This is a genomic window from Cellulomonas humilata, assembly GCF_030814415.1.
GTDB lineage: Bacteria > Actinomycetota > Actinomycetes > Actinomycetales > Cellulomonadaceae > Cellulomonas > Cellulomonas humilata_A.
The window spans coordinates 388,384-406,315 of record NZ_JAUSVB010000005.1 but is presented as its reverse complement, the minus strand read 5'-3'; the positions used below and the strand labels follow the sequence as shown (position 1 = coordinate 406,315).

General features: G+C 72.3%; 19 protein-coding genes and 1 tRNA gene. 12 read left to right on the top strand and 8 right to left on the bottom strand.

Annotation, left to right across the window (positions count from 1 at the left end; genetic code table 11):
- Positions 1 to 20 precede the first annotated feature (20 nt).
- The 3 genes from J2X26_RS18255 (at position 21) to J2X26_RS18245 (ending at position 2,629) form a co-directional block, all read left to right on the top strand.
- On the top strand, positions 21 to 1,427 hold the full coding sequence (locus tag J2X26_RS18255) for a S8 family peptidase (RefSeq protein ID WP_307494122.1): 1,407 nt from the start codon (positions 21 to 23) through the stop codon (positions 1,425 to 1,427).
- Between the two features lie 67 nt (positions 1,428 to 1,494).
- On the top strand, positions 1,495 to 2,124 hold the full coding sequence (locus J2X26_RS18250) for an RNA polymerase sigma factor (RefSeq protein WP_307494121.1): 630 nt from the start codon (positions 1,495 to 1,497) through the stop codon (positions 2,122 to 2,124).
- Positions 2,105 to 2,629, top strand: coding sequence for a hypothetical protein (locus J2X26_RS18245; protein WP_307494120.1), 525 nt, complete (start codon positions 2,105 to 2,107; stop codon positions 2,627 to 2,629). Before J2X26_RS18250 ends, J2X26_RS18245 begins: the two co-directional genes overlap by 20 nt.
- Before the next feature lie 76 nt (positions 2,630 to 2,705).
- On the opposite strand, the gene rplA is transcribed toward J2X26_RS18245, so the two are convergent.
- The 5 genes from rplA to J2X26_RS18220 all read right to left on the bottom strand — a co-directional run bounded on the left by rplA (position 2,706) and on the right by J2X26_RS18220 (position 5,469).
- Positions 2,706 to 3,422, bottom strand: a complete 717-nt coding sequence (rplA, locus tag J2X26_RS18240; RefSeq protein WP_307494119.1) for a 50S ribosomal protein L1 — start codon at positions 3,420 to 3,422, stop codon at positions 2,706 to 2,708.
- Between the two features lie 90 nt (positions 3,423 to 3,512).
- Positions 3,513 to 3,944: a 50S ribosomal protein L11 gene (rplK, locus tag J2X26_RS18235; protein WP_055912123.1), complete on the bottom strand. Its 432-nt coding sequence runs from the start codon at positions 3,942 to 3,944 to the stop codon at positions 3,513 to 3,515.
- Between the two features lie 84 nt (positions 3,945 to 4,028).
- A complete protein-coding gene (gene nusG / locus J2X26_RS18230; protein ID WP_307494118.1) occupies positions 4,029 to 4,856 on the bottom strand; it encodes a transcription termination/antitermination protein NusG in 828 nt (275 codons plus the stop codon).
- A 110-nt stretch (positions 4,857 to 4,966) separates the two neighbouring features.
- Entirely contained in the window at positions 4,967 to 5,254 is a 288-nt protein-coding gene (secE, locus tag J2X26_RS18225; protein WP_307494117.1) for a preprotein translocase subunit SecE, read from the bottom strand.
- Between the two features lie 142 nt (positions 5,255 to 5,396).
- Positions 5,397 to 5,469: transfer RNA gene (locus tag J2X26_RS18220), tRNA-Trp, on the bottom strand.
- A gap of 245 nt (positions 5,470 to 5,714) precedes the next feature.
- Here J2X26_RS18220 and J2X26_RS18215 point away from each other — a divergent pair.
- From J2X26_RS18215 to J2X26_RS18175, 9 genes are read left to right on the top strand one after another with little or no spacing between them, the layout of a single operon-like run.
- A complete protein-coding gene (locus J2X26_RS18215; protein ID WP_307494168.1) occupies positions 5,715 to 6,944 on the top strand; it encodes a pyridoxal phosphate-dependent aminotransferase in 1,230 nt (409 codons plus the stop codon).
- 5 nt (positions 6,945 to 6,949) lie between these two features.
- Positions 6,950 to 7,795, top strand: coding sequence for an ABC transporter ATP-binding protein (locus J2X26_RS18210; protein WP_307494116.1), 846 nt, complete (start codon positions 6,950 to 6,952; stop codon positions 7,793 to 7,795).
- The gene (locus J2X26_RS18205) at positions 7,792 to 8,628 is read left to right on the top strand and encodes an ABC transporter permease (protein ID WP_307494115.1); all 837 of its coding nucleotides are present in this window, start codon (positions 7,792 to 7,794) and stop codon (positions 8,626 to 8,628) included. Before J2X26_RS18210 ends, J2X26_RS18205 begins: the two co-directional genes overlap by 4 nt.
- Positions 8,629 to 8,675: 47 nt before the next feature.
- A complete protein-coding gene (locus J2X26_RS18200; protein ID WP_307494114.1) occupies positions 8,676 to 9,440 on the top strand; it encodes a MerR family transcriptional regulator in 765 nt (254 codons plus the stop codon).
- Between the two features lie 42 nt (positions 9,441 to 9,482).
- Positions 9,483 to 11,024: a sensor histidine kinase gene (locus tag J2X26_RS18195; protein ID WP_307494113.1), complete on the top strand. Its 1,542-nt coding sequence runs from the start codon at positions 9,483 to 9,485 to the stop codon at positions 11,022 to 11,024.
- A complete protein-coding gene (locus tag J2X26_RS18190) occupies positions 11,021 to 11,710 on the top strand; it encodes a response regulator transcription factor (protein WP_307494112.1) in 690 nt (229 codons plus the stop codon). Before J2X26_RS18195 ends, J2X26_RS18190 begins: the two co-directional genes overlap by 4 nt.
- Positions 11,707 to 12,726 (top strand): adenosine deaminase, encoded by a 1,020-nt coding sequence (locus J2X26_RS18185; protein ID WP_307494111.1) that lies wholly within the window; start codon positions 11,707 to 11,709, stop codon positions 12,724 to 12,726. The genes J2X26_RS18190 and J2X26_RS18185 overlap by 4 nt, the downstream gene beginning before the upstream one ends.
- A gap of 59 nt (positions 12,727 to 12,785) precedes the next feature.
- Complete coding sequence (locus tag J2X26_RS18180; RefSeq protein ID WP_307494110.1) at positions 12,786 to 13,718, top strand: hypothetical protein; 933 nt, start codon at positions 12,786 to 12,788, stop codon at positions 13,716 to 13,718.
- Positions 13,715 to 14,155: a GntR family transcriptional regulator gene (locus tag J2X26_RS18175; RefSeq protein ID WP_307494109.1), complete on the top strand. Its 441-nt coding sequence runs from the start codon at positions 13,715 to 13,717 to the stop codon at positions 14,153 to 14,155. Before J2X26_RS18180 ends, J2X26_RS18175 begins: the two co-directional genes overlap by 4 nt.
- Here the strand turns inward: J2X26_RS18175 and J2X26_RS18170 are convergent.
- The 3 genes from J2X26_RS18170 to J2X26_RS18160 all read right to left on the bottom strand — a co-directional run bounded on the left by J2X26_RS18170 (position 14,077) and on the right by J2X26_RS18160 (position 17,903).
- Positions 14,077 to 15,177: a UDP-N-acetylmuramate dehydrogenase gene (locus tag J2X26_RS18170; RefSeq protein ID WP_307494166.1), complete on the bottom strand. Its 1,101-nt coding sequence runs from the start codon at positions 15,175 to 15,177 to the stop codon at positions 14,077 to 14,079. The genes J2X26_RS18175 and J2X26_RS18170 overlap by 79 nt on opposite strands.
- 63 nt (positions 15,178 to 15,240) lie before the next feature.
- Entirely contained in the window at positions 15,241 to 16,506 is a 1,266-nt protein-coding gene (locus J2X26_RS18165) for an MFS transporter (RefSeq protein ID WP_307494108.1), read from the bottom strand.
- A complete protein-coding gene (locus J2X26_RS18160) occupies positions 16,503 to 17,903 on the bottom strand; it encodes an MFS transporter (protein ID WP_307494106.1) in 1,401 nt (466 codons plus the stop codon). Before J2X26_RS18160 ends, J2X26_RS18165 begins: the two co-directional genes overlap by 4 nt.
- Positions 17,904 to 17,932: the final 29 nt, after the last annotated feature.

Sequence of the window (17,932 nt, the reverse complement as noted above, 5' to 3'; positions counted from 1 at the left end):
TAGGCGAGCAAGGAGTGCATGTGAGCACGTCATCGGACGAACCCCGTATCCCGGGACGACCCTTCGGGCGCGACTACCGGACCGGGGCGGCCGTCGAGCCTGTCCCGGCGCGAGTACGGCAGCGCGTGCAACGACAGGTCGACGAGCTGGCACAACGCCGGACGGACGCGGGACTCCGTCGCCGGCTGAACTCTGCGGTCCAGGAGCGGTGGAACCTGCGCCACGCGACCCGGCTCGCGGTGCTCGTCAAGGACAACGGGCTGGAGACGATGGTGGTGACCGGGGAGATCCTGGTGACCGAGTCGTCCTGGCAGGACCGTGGCGTGCGCACGTACGTCCAGCGTCGTGGGCTCGTCGAGGCCGAGCTCGGCTGTGCGGACCTCGAGAGCCGACTGGTCCGGCTGGTCACCCAGCAGCCCACCACGACGGAGCACCTCGAGGACACCGTCAGCGAGCTGCGTGCCCGCGGGTTCGCCGCCTCGCTCACCCACATCGCCCCGCTCGGACCGATCGTGAAGCCGTTCAGCGGCGTCGCGGTGCCGACGATCGGCGACTTCGACTCGTACGCCACGTTCGCGACCGGTGAGGGCGACGGTGCACGCGTCGCGGTGATCGACACGGGCATCGACGGTGCGCTGCGCGGCGACGGATGGCTGACGGGTATCCCGCGGGTCACCCAGAACGACCCGGCCACGCACGCCGACGACATCAACGTCGACCCGCTCGATGCCGACCCGCTGGACGGCTTCCTCGACTTCTCCGCCGGGCACGGCACGTTCGTGAGCGGCGTCGTCGCCCAGGTCGCGCCGACCGCCGACATCACGATGTACCGCGCGCTCGGCACGGGTGGGACCGGCAGCGAGATCGACGTAGCCTGCGCGATCGTCCGCGCGATCCGCGACGGCGCACAGATCGTCAACCTGTCGCTCGGGACGCAGACGCAGTACGACCAGCCGTCGCTCGCGATGGCCGCCGCACTCGACGCCGTCCGCGAGATCGAGCGCGAGCGGGGCGAGGACGCGCTGATCGTCGCCGCGGCCGGCAACTTCGGCGACACCACGCCCACCTGGCCGGCAGCGTTCCGCCGGGTGGTCTCCGTCGGCGCGCTCACCGCGGACCTGCGACCGAGCGCGTTCTCGAGCCGCGGCTGGTGGGTGGACTGCTCCGCCATCGGCGAGGGCGTGCTGTCGACCTATGTCGAGGGCGAGCAGTCCCCCGACTTCACCGAGGACCCCGAGTCCTTCCCCGCCGACGCGTTCTCGCGCTGGAGCGGGACGTCGTTCGCGGCCCCGCAGGTGGCCGGGGCGGTGGCGCGACTCATGCACGAGCGGGGACTCTCCGCACGCCAGGCGTACGTCCAGCTGCTGGCCACCGGCCGAGCCATGCCGGACTTCGGCCAGACGTTCGACATCCTGCCGGGAGTCTGAAGTGCTGGGCACCGTTCCCACCGCGCGCCATGATGGCACCCGAGTCGCAGGACGAAGGGATGCAGACATGGATGACGAGGATCCGTACCGTCGCTGGGACGCCCCCGCGCTGGTCGTGGGCGCGTTGGCCGGGGACTCACGGGCCTGGGGCGAGATCGTGCGCCGGCACACGCCGGCGGTCGTGGCGCGGGTGCGTCAGTTCCGGCTCACCCCGCACCAGGCCGAAGACGTCGCACAGACCGTGTGGCTGAACCTGCTCGAGAACCTCGAGAAGCTCCGCGATCCGCACGCCCTGCCCGGGTGGATCGCCACGACGGCCCGGCACGAGTGCATCCGGGTCACCAACGTCAACCGGCGCACCGTGCCGGTCGACCCGCAGACCGGCCGGCTGGACGGTGTGTCCGACTCCGACCTCGACGAGCGGATGCTGGCGGTCGAACGCGAGCGTGCGCTGCGCGAGGGCCTCGCGGAGCTGCCCGACCACCAGCGCGACATCCTGCTGATGCTCGCGGTGGACCCACCGCTCAGCTACGCGGAGATCGCGGAGCAGCTCGGCGTTCCCGTCGGCTCGATCGGCCCCACCCGGGGCCGTGGACTCGCCCGCCTGCGACAGACGGCAGCGATCAAGAACTACGTGAAGGCCTGGACGGCTTCCACGGCTGAAGAAGGAGGACGCGATGTCCTGGCACTCGGATGACCGCGCCCACAGCTCCACCGGCCCCGCCTCGCCCTGGGTGGACGACGAGGCCCTCGGAGCAGAGCTGATCGCAGCCCTGACCGAACGAGAGACCTACGACCGGGTCGTCGCCAGCGCCGACGTGGCGTTCCGCGCGCACCGCGGCATGGTCGACGCACGCGCGGGGCTGGAGATGGACCTCCTGCTGCTCGAGCTCGTCTACGACTCCACCGCGCTCGACTCGCCCGTCGGCGTCCGCGACCGCTCCGGCGGGAGCTCGCGCACGCTCGTCTTCGAGGGTCATGACCTCGGCGTCGAGGTGGAGGTCGAGTCGTCGTCGATCGAGGGTCAGCTGCTGCCGGCGACGCCGGGACGGGTGAGCCTGCGGACGCCCGAGGGTGTCGTCGCGACCATCGAGACCGACGACGTGGGGTACTTCCGGTTCGACGTCCACCCGGACGGGCCGCTGCGGCTGGAGTGCTCGAGCGAGCGAGGCACCTGCCTCACGCAGTGGCTGCCGTACTGACGGTCGGCCACACCCACGAACGGCGAAGGCCCGGTCCGCAGGGGGGACCGGGCCTTCGTCGTGCAGAGGACGACCGTCAGGCGGCGTCTTCGTCGAGCAGGTTCCGCGTCTTGTTCTGGTCGACGAGGATACCGGGGCCGTTCGTCGTCGAGAAGGTCGCCTTCGCGATGTAGCGACCCTTCGAGGCGGACGGCTTCAGACGCAGGATCTCGTCGAGCGCGGCGGCGTAGTTCTCCACGAGCGCCGTGTCGCTGAACGAGGTCTTGCCGATGATGAAGTGCAGGTTCGCGTGACGGTCCACGCGGAACTCGATCTTCCCACCCTTGATGTCGGACACGGCCTTGGCCACGTCCATCGTCACGGTGCCGGTCTTCGGGTTCGGCATGAGACCACGCGGGCCCAGGACCTTGCCCAGTCGACCGACCTTGCCCATGAGGTCCGGCGTCGCGACGGCGGAGTCGAAGTCGGTGTACCCGGCCGCGACCTTGTCGATCAGCTCGTCGCCACCGACCTCGTCGGCGCCGGCCGCACGGGCCTGCTCGGCACGCTCGCCCGTCGCGAAGACGATGACGCGGGCGGTCTTGCCGGTGCCGTGGGGCAGGTTGACCGTGCCACGGACCATCTGGTCCGCCTTGCGCGGGTCGACACCGAGGCGGAAGGCTACCTCGACGGTCGAGTCGTACTTGGTGGTCGAGGTCTCCTGCGCGAGGCGGACGGCCTCGAGCGGGGTGTAGAGGCGGTCCGCCTCGATCTTCTCGACCGCGGCGCGGTACGCCTTGCTGTGCTTGGCCATGCTGTTCTCCTTCGTGGTCAGTCGGGCTGTTCAGGCCCTTCCACATGTCTCAGCGAGCTGGACTCAGCCCGCTGTTTCTTGCTGGCTGGTTCAGCCCTCGACCTTGATGCCCATCGAGCGGGCCGTGCCGGCGATGATCTTCTCGGCCGCGGCGAGGTCGTTCGCGTTGAGGTCCTCGAGCTTGGTGCTCGCGATCTCGCTGATCTGCGCCTTGGTGAGGGTCGCGACCTTCACGGTGTGCGGCGTCGGGGAGCCCTTGGCGACACCCGCGGCCTTCTTGATCAGCTCAGCGGCCGGCGGCGTCTTCGTGATGAAGGTGAACGAGCGGTCCTCGTACACCGTGATCTCGACGGGGATGACGTTGCCGCGCTGCGCCTCGGTGGCCGCGTTGTACGCCTTGCAGAACTCCATGATGTTGACGCCGTGCTGGCCCAGTGCCGGACCGATGGGCGGCGCAGGAGTGGCCGCGCCGGCCTTGATCTGGAGCTTGATCAGGCCGGTGACCTTCTTCTTCGGGGGCATTGCTACTTCCGTTCGTGTCGTGGGCCGACGCCGTGGGCGATGACCCGGTTGCAGTGCTCACCCGCAGACGCGGGGAAGCGTCAGTCAGATCTTGGCGACCTGGCTGAAGGACAGCTCGACCGGGGTCTCCCGGCCGAAGATGGAGACGAGGACCTTGAGCTTCTGGTTCTCGGCGTTGATCTCGGAGATCGTGGCGGGCAGCGTGTCGAACGGACCGTCCGTGACGGTGACCGACTCGCCGACGGTGAAGTCGACCTTGATCTGCGACGCGGCCTTCGCGGCACCGGCGGCCGTGGTCGGCTGCTTGGGCTCGAGCGACGGCGCGAGCATCGAGAAGACCTCGTCGAGCGTCAGCGGCACGGGCTGGTGCGTGTGGCCGACGAAGCCGGTGACGCCCGGCGTGTGCCGGACGGCGCCCCACGACTCGTCGGTGAGGTCCATGCGGACCAGCACGTAGCCGGGGATCCGGACGCGCTTGACAACCTTGCGCTGCGCGTTCTTGATCTCCACGACCTCTTCCATGGGGACCTCCACCGCGTAGATGAAGTCCTCCATGTTCAGGCTCTGGCGGCGGTTCTCGAGGTTCGCCTTCACGCGGTTCTCGTAGCCCGCGTAGGAGTGGATGACGTACCAGTCACCGAGCTGGCTCCGGAGCTGCGCCTTGAACGCGGCGACCGGGTCCTCCTCGACGTCGGGCTCGTCCTCCTCGGCGTCCGCCTCGTCGGCGTCGACCTCGTCAGCGGCAGGCTCGGCACCCTCGTCGGCCGGCTCGTCGCTCTCGGTGGCGTCGGCGCTGACATCCTCGGTGGAGGCGTCCTCGACAGCCGACGACTCGACGGCCTCAACCGACGCGATGGCGTCCTCGAGCTCCGCCTCGGCGCCCGTGGTGGGCTCCTGCGACTCCTGCGACACGTGCGAACCTGCTTTCTCCTGCGTGTGCGCACCGGCGGGCCGGTGCGGTGGGTGCTCGACCCGGGTGGGGCGACAGCCTCGTTCGTCGGGACCGGAGCCCCGATGACCTGTCAGCCTCCGAAGACCCAGAACGTGAGCTTGCCGATGCCCAGGTCGACCACGGTGACGAAGGCCATGACCACCGCGACGAACACGAGCACGACGCTCGTGTAGGTGATCAGCTCCGACCGCGTGGGCCGGACGACCTTCTTCAGCTCTGCGACGACCTGGCGGACGAAGAGCGCGATGCGCGCGAACAGTCCGCCACGCGAGTCACCCTTGCGGGCGGCCTTGGATGCCGACGGGCGCGCCGCCGAACCCTCGGCGTCGGACGCCGCAGCCGGTGCTGTTTCGCTCACGTCTGACCCCTACGTCTCGTGGTGGTCAGGCTCCGTTCGGAACCTGACGGACGGACGGGCCGACGCGTCGCGCCGGACCGACCGGCGGTCCTGCTCGCTTCTCCTGGGCCACCGGGCGAACCCGGAGGACCAGACGCGTGCGCAGGGCAGACAGGACTCGAACCTGCAACCTGCGGTTTTGGAGACCGCTGCGCTACCAATTGCGCCACTGCCCTACGGCGGCCTGGCCCCCATGACACAACCCGCGCGACACTCACGGACACCACCCGGAGGGGGTCCGTGCAGCTACCGGAGTTCTCCGGGGCACGGCTCATCATGGCGGACGTCAACCGCCGGGGGTCCACTGTACGCGACGAGCGCGCGTGGGTCGAACCGTCCCCCGCGGCCTCGTGTGGGTGGGCCCGGGCAACGTGTCACCCACCGATATCGCCTGGCACCCCCCGACGTGACCTCTGCCACTATGGGCCCCGTGAGCGAGCAGACCTCTCCCCGTCCCCGTGTGTCCGCCCGACTGGCCGCGATCGCCGAGTCCGCGACGCTGGCCGTCGATGCCAAGGCCAAGGCGCTCAAGGCCGCCGGCCGCCCCGTCATCGGCTTCGGCGCCGGAGAGCCCGACTTCCCGACGCCCGGCTACATCGTCGACTCCGCGGTCGCGGCGGCCAAGGACCCCGTCAACCACCGCTACACGCCGGCTGCCGGTCTGCCGGCGCTGCGCGAGGCGATCGCCGCGAAGACGCTGCGCGACTCCGGCTACGAGGTGAAGCCGTCGAGCGTGCTGGTCACCAACGGGGGCAAGCAGGCGGTCTACCAGTCGTTCGCGGCGATCGTGGACCCGGGCGACGAGGTGCTGCTGCCGGCGCCGTACTGGACCACCTACCCCGAGGCGATCCGGCTGGCGGGTGGCGTGCCCGTCGAGGTGTTCGCCGGCGTCGACCAGGGCTACCTGGTGACCGTCGAGCAGCTCGAGGCCGCGCGCACGCCGCGGACCAAGGTCCTGCTGTTCTGCTCCCCGTCCAACCCGACGGGTGCGGTGTACTCCCCCGAGCAGACCGCCGCGATCGGGCGCTGGGCCCTCGAGCACGGCGTCTGGGTCATCACCGACGAGATCTACGAGCACCTCACCTACGACGACGCGGTGTTCACGCCCATCGTCCGCGCGGTGCCGGAGCTGGCGGACACGACGATCGTCGTCAACGGCGTCGCCAAGACCTACGCGATGACCGGCTGGCGGGTCGGCTGGATGATCGGCCCCGCCGACGTGATCACCGCCGCGACGAACTTCCAGTCGCACCTCACGTCCAACGTCGCGAACGTGTCGCAGCGGGCCGCGATCACCGCGCTCACCGGCGACCTCGCGGCGGTCGAGGAGATGCGGACCGCGTTCGACCGCCGTCGGCGCACGATCGTGGAGATGCTGTCGCAGATCGACGGGGTGCGGATCCCCGCGCCCCAGGGGGCGTTCTACGTCTACCCGTCCGTCGAGGGCGTGCTGGGCCGCACGATCCGCGGGGTGACCCCGCGGACGTCGGCGGAGCTGGCCACGCTCATCCTCGAGCAGGCCGAGGTCGCCGTGGTGCCCGGTGAGGCGTTCGGACCGAGCGGCTACCTGCGGCTGTCGTATGCGCTGAGCGACGCCGACCTGGTCGAGGGCGTCACCCGGATCCAGTCGCTGCTGGCCGAGGCCGAGTAACAGCCGTGCCGCACGCCGTCGAGGTCGCCGGGCTCCGGAAGCTCTATGGCGAGAAGCGTGCGGTCGACGGGCTGGACCTGCACGTGGCGCACGGCGAGGTCGTGGCGATCCTCGGGCCCAACGGCGCCGGGAAGACCACGACCGTGGAGATCCTCGAGGGCTACCGGTCGCGGGACGGCGGCGACGTGCGGGTGCTCGGACGCGACCCGCAGGACGGCGACCGGGCGTGGCGCTCGCGGCTCGGCATCGTGCTGCAGAGCAACAACGACCTCGCCGAGGCGACGGTCGCCGAGCTGGTCCGTCACTTCGCGCGGTTCTTCCCGGACCCGCGCGATCCCGACGAGGTGATCGCGTCCGTCGGCCTGCAGGAGAAGGTGAAGACGCGCGCGCGGCAGCTGTCCGGCGGGCAGCGGCGTCGGCTCGACGTGGCCCTCGGCATCGTCGGCCGACCCGAGCTGCTGTTCCTCGACGAGCCGACCACGGGGTTCGACCCGCAGGCCCGGCGCTCGTTCTGGGACCTGATCGAGCAGCTCGCGGCCGACGGCACGACGATCCTGCTGACGACCCACTACCTGGAGGAGGCCGAGCGCCTCGCCGACCGTGTGGTGGTCGTGCGCGACGGGCAGGTCGTCGCGGAGGGGCCACCGGCGGACCTCGGCGGCCGCACCGCGCGGCAGGCGGTGGTGCGCTGGACGCAGGACGGGCAGGTGCGCGAGGTCCGCACCGACACCCCGACGCAGACCGTCGTCGAGCTGACCGGCACGCTGGGCGGGGAGGTCCCCGGGCTGCAGGTGCTGCGGCCCACGCTCGAGGACGTCTATCTCAGCCTGATCGACGGGCCCGTGTCATGAGCGAGGTCGGCACCCGGACACGGCTCCCGGGCGTGCTGCGCCTCGGGGTGGCGCGGACCGGCTACGAGGTGCGGACGTTCTTCCGCGAGCGCGACGCCGTCGTCTTCATCTTCGCGTACCCGATCATCATGCTCGCCATCTTCGCGACGGTGTTCGGGCAGGACGGCGCCACGGTGGGCCCGCCGCCCGGGATCCCGTTCGCGCAGTACTTCCTGCCCGGGATGCTGGCCACGGGCATCATGCTCTCCAGCTTCCAGCACCTCGCGATCTCGATCGCGGTCGAGCGCGACGAGGGTGGCCTCAAGCGCCTGCACGGCACCCCGCTGCCGTCGTCCGCGTTCTTCCTGGGCAAGACCGGCGAGGTGCTCGTGACGTCGCTCGTCCAGACCGCGCTGCTCCTGGCGGCGGCCGCGCTGCTGTTCGGGGTCCCGATGCCGACGACGGCGACGGCGTGGGCGACGTTCGCGTGGGTGTTCGTGCTGGGGACCGCTGCCGGCACGCTCTGCGGCGTCGCGTTCTCGTCGGTCCCCCGCTCGGGGAAGTCCGCGAGCGCGGTCGTGACGCCGATCGTCCTCGTGCTGCAGTTCATCTCGGGCGTGTTCTTCGTGTTCAACGACCTGCCCACCTGGATGCAGCAGGTGGCGTCGGTGTTCCCGCTGAAGTGGATGGCGCAGGGCATGCGCTCGGTCTTCCTGCCGCCCAGCGCCGAGTCGTGGGAGGTCAGCGGGTCCTGGCAGCACGGGGCGACCGCCGTGGTCCTGGTCGTGTGGGCCGTCGCCGCCCTGGTCGTCGGGGTCCGGACGTTCCGCTGGCAGCGTCGCGACGACGGCTGAGCCCAGCTCTTGCCCCTGACGCGGCGTGAGGTCCTAGCGTCGGTCGCATGGCGACAGGACGTCGGGTGGGCGAGCTGGCGGAGGCGACCGGGCTGACCGTCCGGACGCTGCACTACTACGAGCAGATCGGGCTGCTGACCCCGTCGGGTCGGAGCCCCGCCGGCCACCGGATCTACGACGACGCCGACGCGGCTCGTCTCTACCGGGTCGGTCTGCTGCGCCGGCTGGGCATGAACCTCGCCGAGGTCCAGCGCGCGCTCGACGACCCCGCGTGGGACCTCAGGTCGGCCATGGAGGCCCACCTGGGCGCGCTCGACGCACGCCTCGACGCGACGGCTCGGTTGCGCTCCAAGGTCGCCGGGGCGCTCGCCGCGGGAGGCACCGACCTCGTCGCGGTCCTCGAGGAGCTGTCGACGCTCGAGCCCCCCGCGCAGCAGCGCATCGTGCTGCTGGTCTACGCGGACATCGGCACGGCGCAGGCGTGGCTGGTCGAGAGGTTCGGGCTCCTGCCGGGCGCGCTCGTGCGCGACGGTGCGGGTCGGGTGGTGCACGGTGAGGTCCATGCGGGCGACGGCGTGATCTGGCTGCACCCGGAGCAGGCCTCGTACCGGCTGGCCTCTCCCGCCACGGTCGGCGCGACGACCGCCTCGGTCGCGGTGCTGGTGGACGACGTCGACGCGCACCACCAGCGGTCCGTCGAGGCCGGCGTCGAGGTCCGGCAGGCACCGGTGGACCAGGACTACGGGTACCGCGTGTACAGCGCCTACGACCTCGAAGGTCACCTCTGGTCCTTCATGCGCCCGTTGGACTGAGACGCCTGCGCACGAGCGTGCGCGACGGACATACTTGCGTCCATGTCACGCAGCGCCAGCGCCGGTCGCCGCGCCGACGTTCCCGGCGCGACGACGGGTGCCATCCCCGCCTACCAGCGCACGCTCGCGCACCTGACGGTCCGTGCCCGGCTGCTGACCGCCGTGGTGGTGCTCTCCGCGCTGACCGTGATGATCGCCGGCGGGACGGCGTTCGCGCTGCAGGCGGCCGAGACCGACGAGCGGATGGACAACTCCCTGTCCCGCGCGGTCGCCGCGCTGCGCAACATCGAGGCGAAGGGCGACGAGGCCACCAAGCAGCCGTTCAGCAGCGTGAGCGACGTCCTGAAGCAGGGTGTGCGCGGGCGCATCCCCGGCAAGAACGAGGGCGTCTTCGCGCTGCTCGAGGGCGAGGCGGAGTGGCTGCCGGCGCTGGAGACCCGGTCGATCCGGCTCGAGGAGGACCTCGAGCTGGTCGCGGTGCTGGCCCAGATGGACGCCGACACCCCGGCCGTGCCCCAGACCGTGTCCACGTCCGCGACGCAGTACCGGTTGATCGCCGTCCCGGTCCTCATCGCCGGGGACCCCGGCCTCGGCCTGTTCGTGGTGGCGTTCGACCGGTCCGCGGAGATGTCGGGCCTGCGCAGCACGTTCCTCACCTACTCGGCGGTCGGGCTCGGCGCTCTTGCCGTCATCGCGGTGGTCGCGTGGTTCGTCGTCGGCCGTCTGCTCCGACCCATCCGGCTCCTGCGGGACACCACCCGTCGCATCACGGAGTCCGACCTCTCGGAACGCATCACGGTGACCGGCAAGGACGACCTGTCCAACCTGGCCCGCACGGTGAACGCGATGCTCGACCGGCTGCAGCGCGCGTTCGGCTCGCAGCGGGAGCTTCTCGACGACGTCGGCCACGAGCTGCGGACGCCCCTGACGATCGTGCGCGGGCACCTCGAGCTGGTCGATGCGGACGACCCTGACGATGTCCGCGCGACGCAGGCGCTCGCCCTGGACGAGCTGGACCGGATGCAGCGGCTGGTCGACGACCTGATGACGCTCGCGACCGCGGACCGGCCGGACTTCGTGCGGCTCGCTCCCACCGACGTGGGTCGTCTGACGGACGACGTGCACGACAAGGCGCGGGGTCTCGGGGACCGGCGCTGGGTGGTCGCGTCGCGGGCCGACGTGAACGTGCTCCTGGACGCCCAGCGGATCACCCAGGCGTGGTTGCAGCTGCTCGCGAACGCGCACCGCTACTCCGCGCCGGGCTCCACGGTGCGGCTCGGCAGCGAGGTGGCGGGCGACCGGCTGCTCCTGTGGGTCCGCGACGAGGGCCCCGGCGTGCCGGCCGACGAGGCCGACCGCATCTTCGAACGGTTCCACCGCGGACAGGCCGACCGCATCTCGCACGGTGCCGGACTGGGGCTGCCGATCGTCGCCGCCATCGCACACGCCCACCACGGACGCGTGTTCGTGGAGCATCCACCGGCTAACGTCGGCTCCGGCGTGGTCTTCGTGCTGGACCTCCCGGCCGTCGACCTCGTGGACGGCGAACCCCAACCGGTCACCGAGATGGTGGAGTACCTATGACGCACATCCTCATCGCGGAGGACGAGGAACGCATCGCCGCGTTCGTCGCCAAGGGCCTGCGTGCCTCCGGCTTCGAGACGAGCGCGGTGACCTCCGGCGAAGAGGCCCTGACGCGCGTGCAGTCCGGCGGCGTCGACCTGCTCATCCTCGATCTGGGCCTCGTCGACATCGACGGCTTCGAGGTCCTGCGCCGGCTGCGCGCGGCCGGCGAGACCGTTCCGGTGATCGTGCTGACGGCGCGGTCGTCCGTGACCGACACCGTCACCGGCCTGGAGTCCGGGGCCGACGACTACATGGCCAAGCCGTTCCGCTTCGAGGAGCTCCTGGCCCGGGTGCGGCTGCGGCTGCGGGCGCAGGGGACGCCGTCGGGCGAGACGTCGGTGCTCAAGCACGGCGCGCTCCAGCTGGACCTGCGGACGCGGCGGATGAAGGTCGGCAACCAGGAGGTCGACCTGTCGGCCCGGGAGTTCGCCCTGGCGGAGACGTTCCTGCGTCATCCCGGCGACGTCCTGACGCGCGAGCGCCTGCTGTCGGAGGTGTGGGGCTTCGACTTCGACCCGGGCTCGAACGTCGTCGACGTGTACGTGCGGTACCTGCGCCGCAAGGTCGGCGCCGAGCACTTCGACACCGTCCGCGGTGTCGGGTACCGGCTGATCGACGCAACCGCGACCACGGCTGGCGTGTGACCCGAGACCTGAGCCGGCTCCCCAAGGCCCACCTGCACCTGCACTTCACGGGGTCGATGCGCGTCTCGACGCTGGCTGACCTGGCGACGACGCACGGCATCCGGCTCCCGTCCGCGCTCCTCGACGCCGACCCGCTGCACGTGCCCGCCGACGAGCGCGGCTGGTTCCGGTTCCAGCGGCTGTACGACGCCGCACGCGCGTGCGTGCGCAGCGAGGCCGACATGCGACGGATCGTCGCGGAGGCGGCGCAGGACGACGCCGCGGAGGGATCAGGCCGGCTGGAGATCCAGGTGGACCCGACGTCGTACGCGCCGTTCGTCGGCGGCCTGACGCCCGCGCTGGAGATCGTGCTGGACGCGGCCCGTCAGGCGGCGCTGGACACCGGGGTGGACGTCGGTGTGATCGTCGCCGCGTCGCGGATGCGGCACCCGCTGGAGGCGCGCACGCTCGCGCGGCTGGCCGCGCACCACGCCGGCGACGGCCCCGGTCAGGTGGTGGGCTTCGGCCTGTCCAACGACGAGCGCCGAGGCGAGACGTCGGAGTTCGCGCCGGCGTTCGCGATCGCCCGGGCTGCGGGCCTGGCGTCGGTGCCGCACGGCGGTGAGCTGCTGGGACCCGCGCACGTCGAGGACGTGGTCGGTCATCTGCGCCCCGACCGGCTCGGGCACGGGGTGCGTTCCGCGGAGGATCCCCGGGTGCTCGAGCGCGTGGTCGACGAGGGTGTCGCGCTCGAGGTGTGCCCCGCGTCGAACGTGTCGCTCGGCGTGTACGCCTCCGCTGCCGACGTCCCGCTCCGCGCACTGATCGACGCGGGCGCCGCGGTGGCCCTCGGCGCCGACGACCCGCTCCTGTTCCACTCCCGGCTGGTGGACCAGTACGTGATCGCCCGCGACGTGCACGGGTTCTCCGACGACGAGCTGGCGGAGCTGGCGCGGGCGTCCGTCCGAGCCAGTCGCGCGGCGGACGACGTGCGGGCGCGACTCCTGGCCGGTGTGGACGACTGGCTGGCCGCTTGACACCCGGCCTCACGAACGATTGTATCAATACATTGACTGATTGATACAAAGGAGTGGCGATGTCCGGCCTGGTCCTCATCGTGGTCGTCGCGGTCGCCGTCGCGATCGGCGCGGTCCTGCGGCCGACCCGCACGGTCGGCCCCGTCAGCCCGTCCGACGCGTGGCTCGCCGCCGCGCGACATGCCGGTCGGGTCACCGCGAGCGCCTGGGCGGCCCTCCTGGCTGCGCCGGTGCTCATGGTCGCCGTGGTGGTCCCGGAGCTGTCGGGACTGACCGTGGGCCTCTCCATGGGCCTGCTCCCCGCGGCCGGCGGCGCGGCGTTCCTGGCCGTGCACGCCGTCGGTGAGCTCACCTGGCCGCGGCCGACGGGCATCGTCCGTCGGGCCGCGCTCGCCCGTCGTGGGCTCCGGGACATCACGCCCGCCGGCCTCGGCGCCCTCGTGCTCGGCTGGTCAGCGGCGCTCCTCGCGCTCCTGGCCCTGTGCGCGGCGGTGGCGACCGATGACGGGCGCGCTCTGCCGTGGCGCCACGGTCCGCTGGTGACGGGTGAGGCTGGTCCGTTCCCCGGCTGGTTCTACGGGCGCTGGCTCGTCCTCGCCGTCGCGGTCCTGCTGGCCGGCTGCATCGGCGTCCTGCTCCTGGTGGCGCGCCGGCCCGCGGTGAGCGACGCGTCCGCCGACGACGACACCGCACTGCGCCGTCTGTCGGCACGACGGGTCCTCGGCGGGGTGCAGCTCGTGCTCGGCTGGACGCTCGCCGGGTGCCTCGGCGTCGCGAGCCGGGCGCTGCACGCCGTCCAGGGCGGTGCCGTCGACGGCGTCGCCCTCGCCGACCCGACGGTCGTCGCCGTCGCCGCTGCGGGAGTGGTCGTGGCGGTCGTGGTGGCCGTGGCGGCGGCGGTCGTCGCCGGTCGGTCCGCCGCCCCGCCCGGTCGCGCCGCGGCACCCCGACGGTCCACGGTCGACCTCGCGGCGCAGCCGCACGCGTCATGAGCGCCGAGCTCGAGGTCGACCTGACCTCCGGCGTCCCCGCGTTCGAGCAGATCCGCGCGCAGGTCGTCGCGCACGTCGCGGCCGGACGGCTGGTCGCGGGCGACCGGCTGCCGACCATCCGCGCGCTCGCCACGGACCTGGGGCTCGCGGCCGGGACGGTCGCGCGCGCGTTCCGGGAGCTGGAGGCCGAGGGTGTCGTCGAGACCCGCCGGCGTGCGGGGACCGTCATCGCCGACGGGGCCTCCGTCCCGACGGACATCGCGCGGCGCGCGGCCGAGACCTACGTGTCAGCCGTCCGTGCGGCCGGGCTGACCGACGACGAGGCGCTCGTCCTGGTGCACGGTGCCCTGCTCGGGCGTCAGAGCGTGACGCCCACCAGCACGGGCTCGGGCTCGAGCTCCACCCCGAAGGACGACCGGACCCCGTCCCGCACCTGACGGGCGAGCGCGAGCAGGTCCTCCGCCTTGGCGGACCCGCGGTTGGTCAGCGCGAGCGTGTGCTTGGTCGACAGGGTGGCCGGGCCGGGGGCGCCGAAGCCGCGCGAGAACCCGGACCGCTCGATGAGCCAGGCGGCGCTGGTCTTGACGCGGTCGTCGTCGGCGGGAAAGCGCGGCGCGTCGTCCGGCAGCGCGGCCGCCTCGGCGGGGCTGAGGAACGGGTTGGTGAAGAACGAGCCCGCGCTCCAGGTGTCGTGGTCGGCCGCGTCGAGCACCATGCCCTTGCGGGCGCGCAGGGCCAGCACCGTGTCGCGGACGTCCGCCAGCGGGGCGCGTCCGCCGACCTCGACCCCGAGCGTGCGGGCGAGCTCCGCGTAGGCGATCGGGCGGGACAGCGAGCCGGGGCGCAGCTGGAACGTCACGTCGAGCACCACGTAGCGCGGCGTCGGCGACCAGGGGGCCTGCGGGTCGGTCGGGTCGGCCCCGCGCATCGACCGCTTCAGCAGCGACGTCCGGTAGCCGAACGCGAGCGTGACCAGCGGGAGCGTGCGGACCTTGCCGCGCCCGCGGTCCCAGACCCGGACGGTCGCGATGCTCTGCGACACCTCCTGCCCGTACGCGCCGACGTTCTGCACCGGCGTCGCGCCCGTGGACCCGGGGATGCCGGACAGCGCCTCGATCCCGGTCAACTCCTCCTCCACCGCATACCGGACCACGTCGTCCCACGGCGTCCCTGCGGGGACCGTCAGCGTGGCACCGGCGCACGCCGACGCATCGGGCACCTCGATGCCGCTGCGCACGTCCCGCACGACGACCCCGTCGAAGCCCGCGTCGGCGACCAGGAGGTTCGAGCCGCCCCCGAGCACCAGCAGCGGCTCGCCGTCGGCGTCGGCTGCGCGGACCGCGTCGAGCAGCTCGGCCTCGGTCGTCGTCTCGACGTACCGCCTCGGCGCACCGCCGACGCGCAGCGTCGTGAGGTCCGCGAGGGTGGACGAGGGGGTGGTCCGGGCCGGCCAGGTGATCGTCGGGGGGACGGACTCCGGCGAGCAGTCGGCCGTGCTCAGCTCTGTCTGCACGCGCTCAGGCTAACCCTGGGCCGTCTTCTTCAGCGGCGCGGCGGCGTTGACCACGAGCAGCCCGAGCACGATCGGGATGATGATCACGAGCAGGGCGTGCCGGTAGCCGACGTGCTGGGCGAGCAGCCCGAGCAGGGGCGGACCCGCCAGGAACGCGCTGTAGCCGATCGTCGAGACGACGCTGACGCGGGCGGCGGCGCGCAGCGGGTCGTCGGCCGCGGCGCTCATGCCGACGGGGAACCCGAGCGCGGCACCGGCGCCCCACGCCACGATCCCGACGACGGCGAGCCACAGCGGGTCGGCGAGACCGAAGATCAGCAGGCCGACGAGCGACAACCCGGCGCACAGGCGCAGGACCGCGACCCGGCCGTACCGGTCGAGCAGCGTGGTGCCGAACCAGCGCATCGCGGTCATCGCCGTGACGAAGACGGCGAACGCGACCGCACCGACGGCGTCCTGGACGTCGAACCCGTCGACCACCGCGAGGCTGACCCAGTCGTTCGCGGACCCCTCGGTCAGGGCCGCGGCGAGGACGACCAGCCCGATGAGCAGCGTGCGCGGCTCCAGCCAGGCGGCCAGCGCCCCGCGGGCACCCTTCTCGGCGCGCTCGGCTCCGTGGTGCACCTCGGGCTCGTCGACGATCGGCAGGAACGCCCGCACCGCGAACGCGACCCCGAGAACCGACAGGACCACGGCGACCGGGACGTGCACGACGACCGGCACGTGCAAGCCTGCGGCGACGGCCGCGATCCCGGCGGCGGCCACCGTGCCGAACGAGAACCCGGCGTGGTAGCGCGGCATCACCGTGCGGCCGAGGTGCTGCTCGACGACGGCGCCCTCGACGTTCATCGACGCGTCCCACACCCCGGTGCCGACGCCGAACATGACCAGTCCGAACCCGACGATCAGCACCTCGCCGAGCGCGACACCGACGGACGCCACGATCAGGCCGCTCGCGTTCAGGCACGCGAACGCCAGCACGGTGCGGCGGGCGCCGAGGCGCTCGACGACCATCCCGGACAGCGGCAGCGCGACGAGCGAGCCGACGGAGCCGACCAGCAGCAGCAGCCCCATCTGCGCGGGCGAGAAGTCGAGGCCGTCACGGATGGCCGGCAGGCGGGCGGCCCAGGTGGCGAAGTTGAACCCGTTGAGGAAGAAGACCGCGAACACGGCGATGGACGCCCGTTCGACGGACCGCGAGACGCGTCCGGGCGCGCTCGAGGTCAGCTCGTCGTCGTGTCCCGCTGGCGTCGTCATCGACCCTCCGGTGCTCATGATGTCGTCCGTCTCGTGGTCAGGGCACGCGCACGGGGTCGACGGCGCCGGATGGAACGGGTGCGAGCAGTCACGTGGTCGGCGTGCCGGGCCACGATCGCGGCGTACGGGTCGGGGTCGGCGTCGGCGACGTGCGCGAGCGGCTCGTCGTCGTCATGACGCTCGGGCTCGTCCTCGATCGACGGCCGCTCGGGCGCGACCCGACCCGCCAGCAGGACGCTCGCGACCATCGCCACGGCGATGAGCGCCAGGGCGTGCCGGGCCCCCGTCGAGGCTGCGGCGATCCCGAGCAGGGGCGGAGCCGCGATCGAGGCGACGGACGCGAAGGACGACACGACAGCCACGCGGCCGGCAGCCCGCATCGGGTCGTCGGACGCGGCCGCGATGCCCACGGGCACGGCGAGCGCGGCGCCGAAGCCCCACAGCACGATGCCGACCCCGGCGAGCGCGAAGGTGGGCGCGAAACCGAACAGCAGCAGGCCCACGACCGAGACGCTCCCCGAGACGCGGAGCACGTCCACCCGGCCGAACCGGTCGATCAGCCGGGTGCCGAGCAGCCGGACGAGGGTCATCGCGCCGACGAACAGCCCGAGCATGGCCCCGCCGACGGCTTCGGTCTGGTCGAACCCGTCGACGACGGCGAGCGACAGCCAGTCGTTGGCGGACCCCTCGGACAGGGCGGCCGCCATGACGACGACACCGATCAGCAGAGTGCGGGGCTCGCGCCAGGAGTCCAGCGCGGTGGCGATGCGGCGCCGTCGGCCGACCGTGACCGTGCCGGCGACCGCCCGGCTCGGCGTGCGGGGCCGGTCCCCCGGAGCGTCGGGCAGGACGAGACCGCGCAGGGACGCCAGCCGCCAGACCACGGCGAGCACGGCGACCGCCGTGAACTGCACCGCGACCGAGATGCCGAGGTGCGACGCGGTGGCGCCGAGCGCCGAACCCGTCACGGCCCCGATCGAGAACGCCGCGTGGAACTGCGGGATGACGGTGCGGCCCATCGCGCGCTCGATGCGGGCGGACTCCACGTTGAGCGGCACGTTGCCGAGGGCGACCGCGACACCGTTGAGGAAGATGCCGACGCCGAGGAGGGCTGCCGAGCCGACGGTCGGGCCGATACCCATGAGCACCAGGCCGGCCGCGAGCACACCGGTCGACGCGATGATCCCGACGCGGCTGCCGAAGCGCTGCACGATGACGCCCGACAGGGTGACCGTGAGCAGGGCGCCGACGGAGCCGATGAGCAGCAGGAGTCCCAGCTCGGACGTGGACAGGTCGAGCAGGTCCCGGACCGTCGGGATGCGGGCCAGCCAGCTCGAGAACGTGATGCCGGTCAGGGCGAAGAGGCCCATGAGGAGCCAGCGGGCTCGACTCACGGAGGGGGTGGGGTGGCGCACGGGCTGGCTCCATCAGTTCTGGCTTCGTA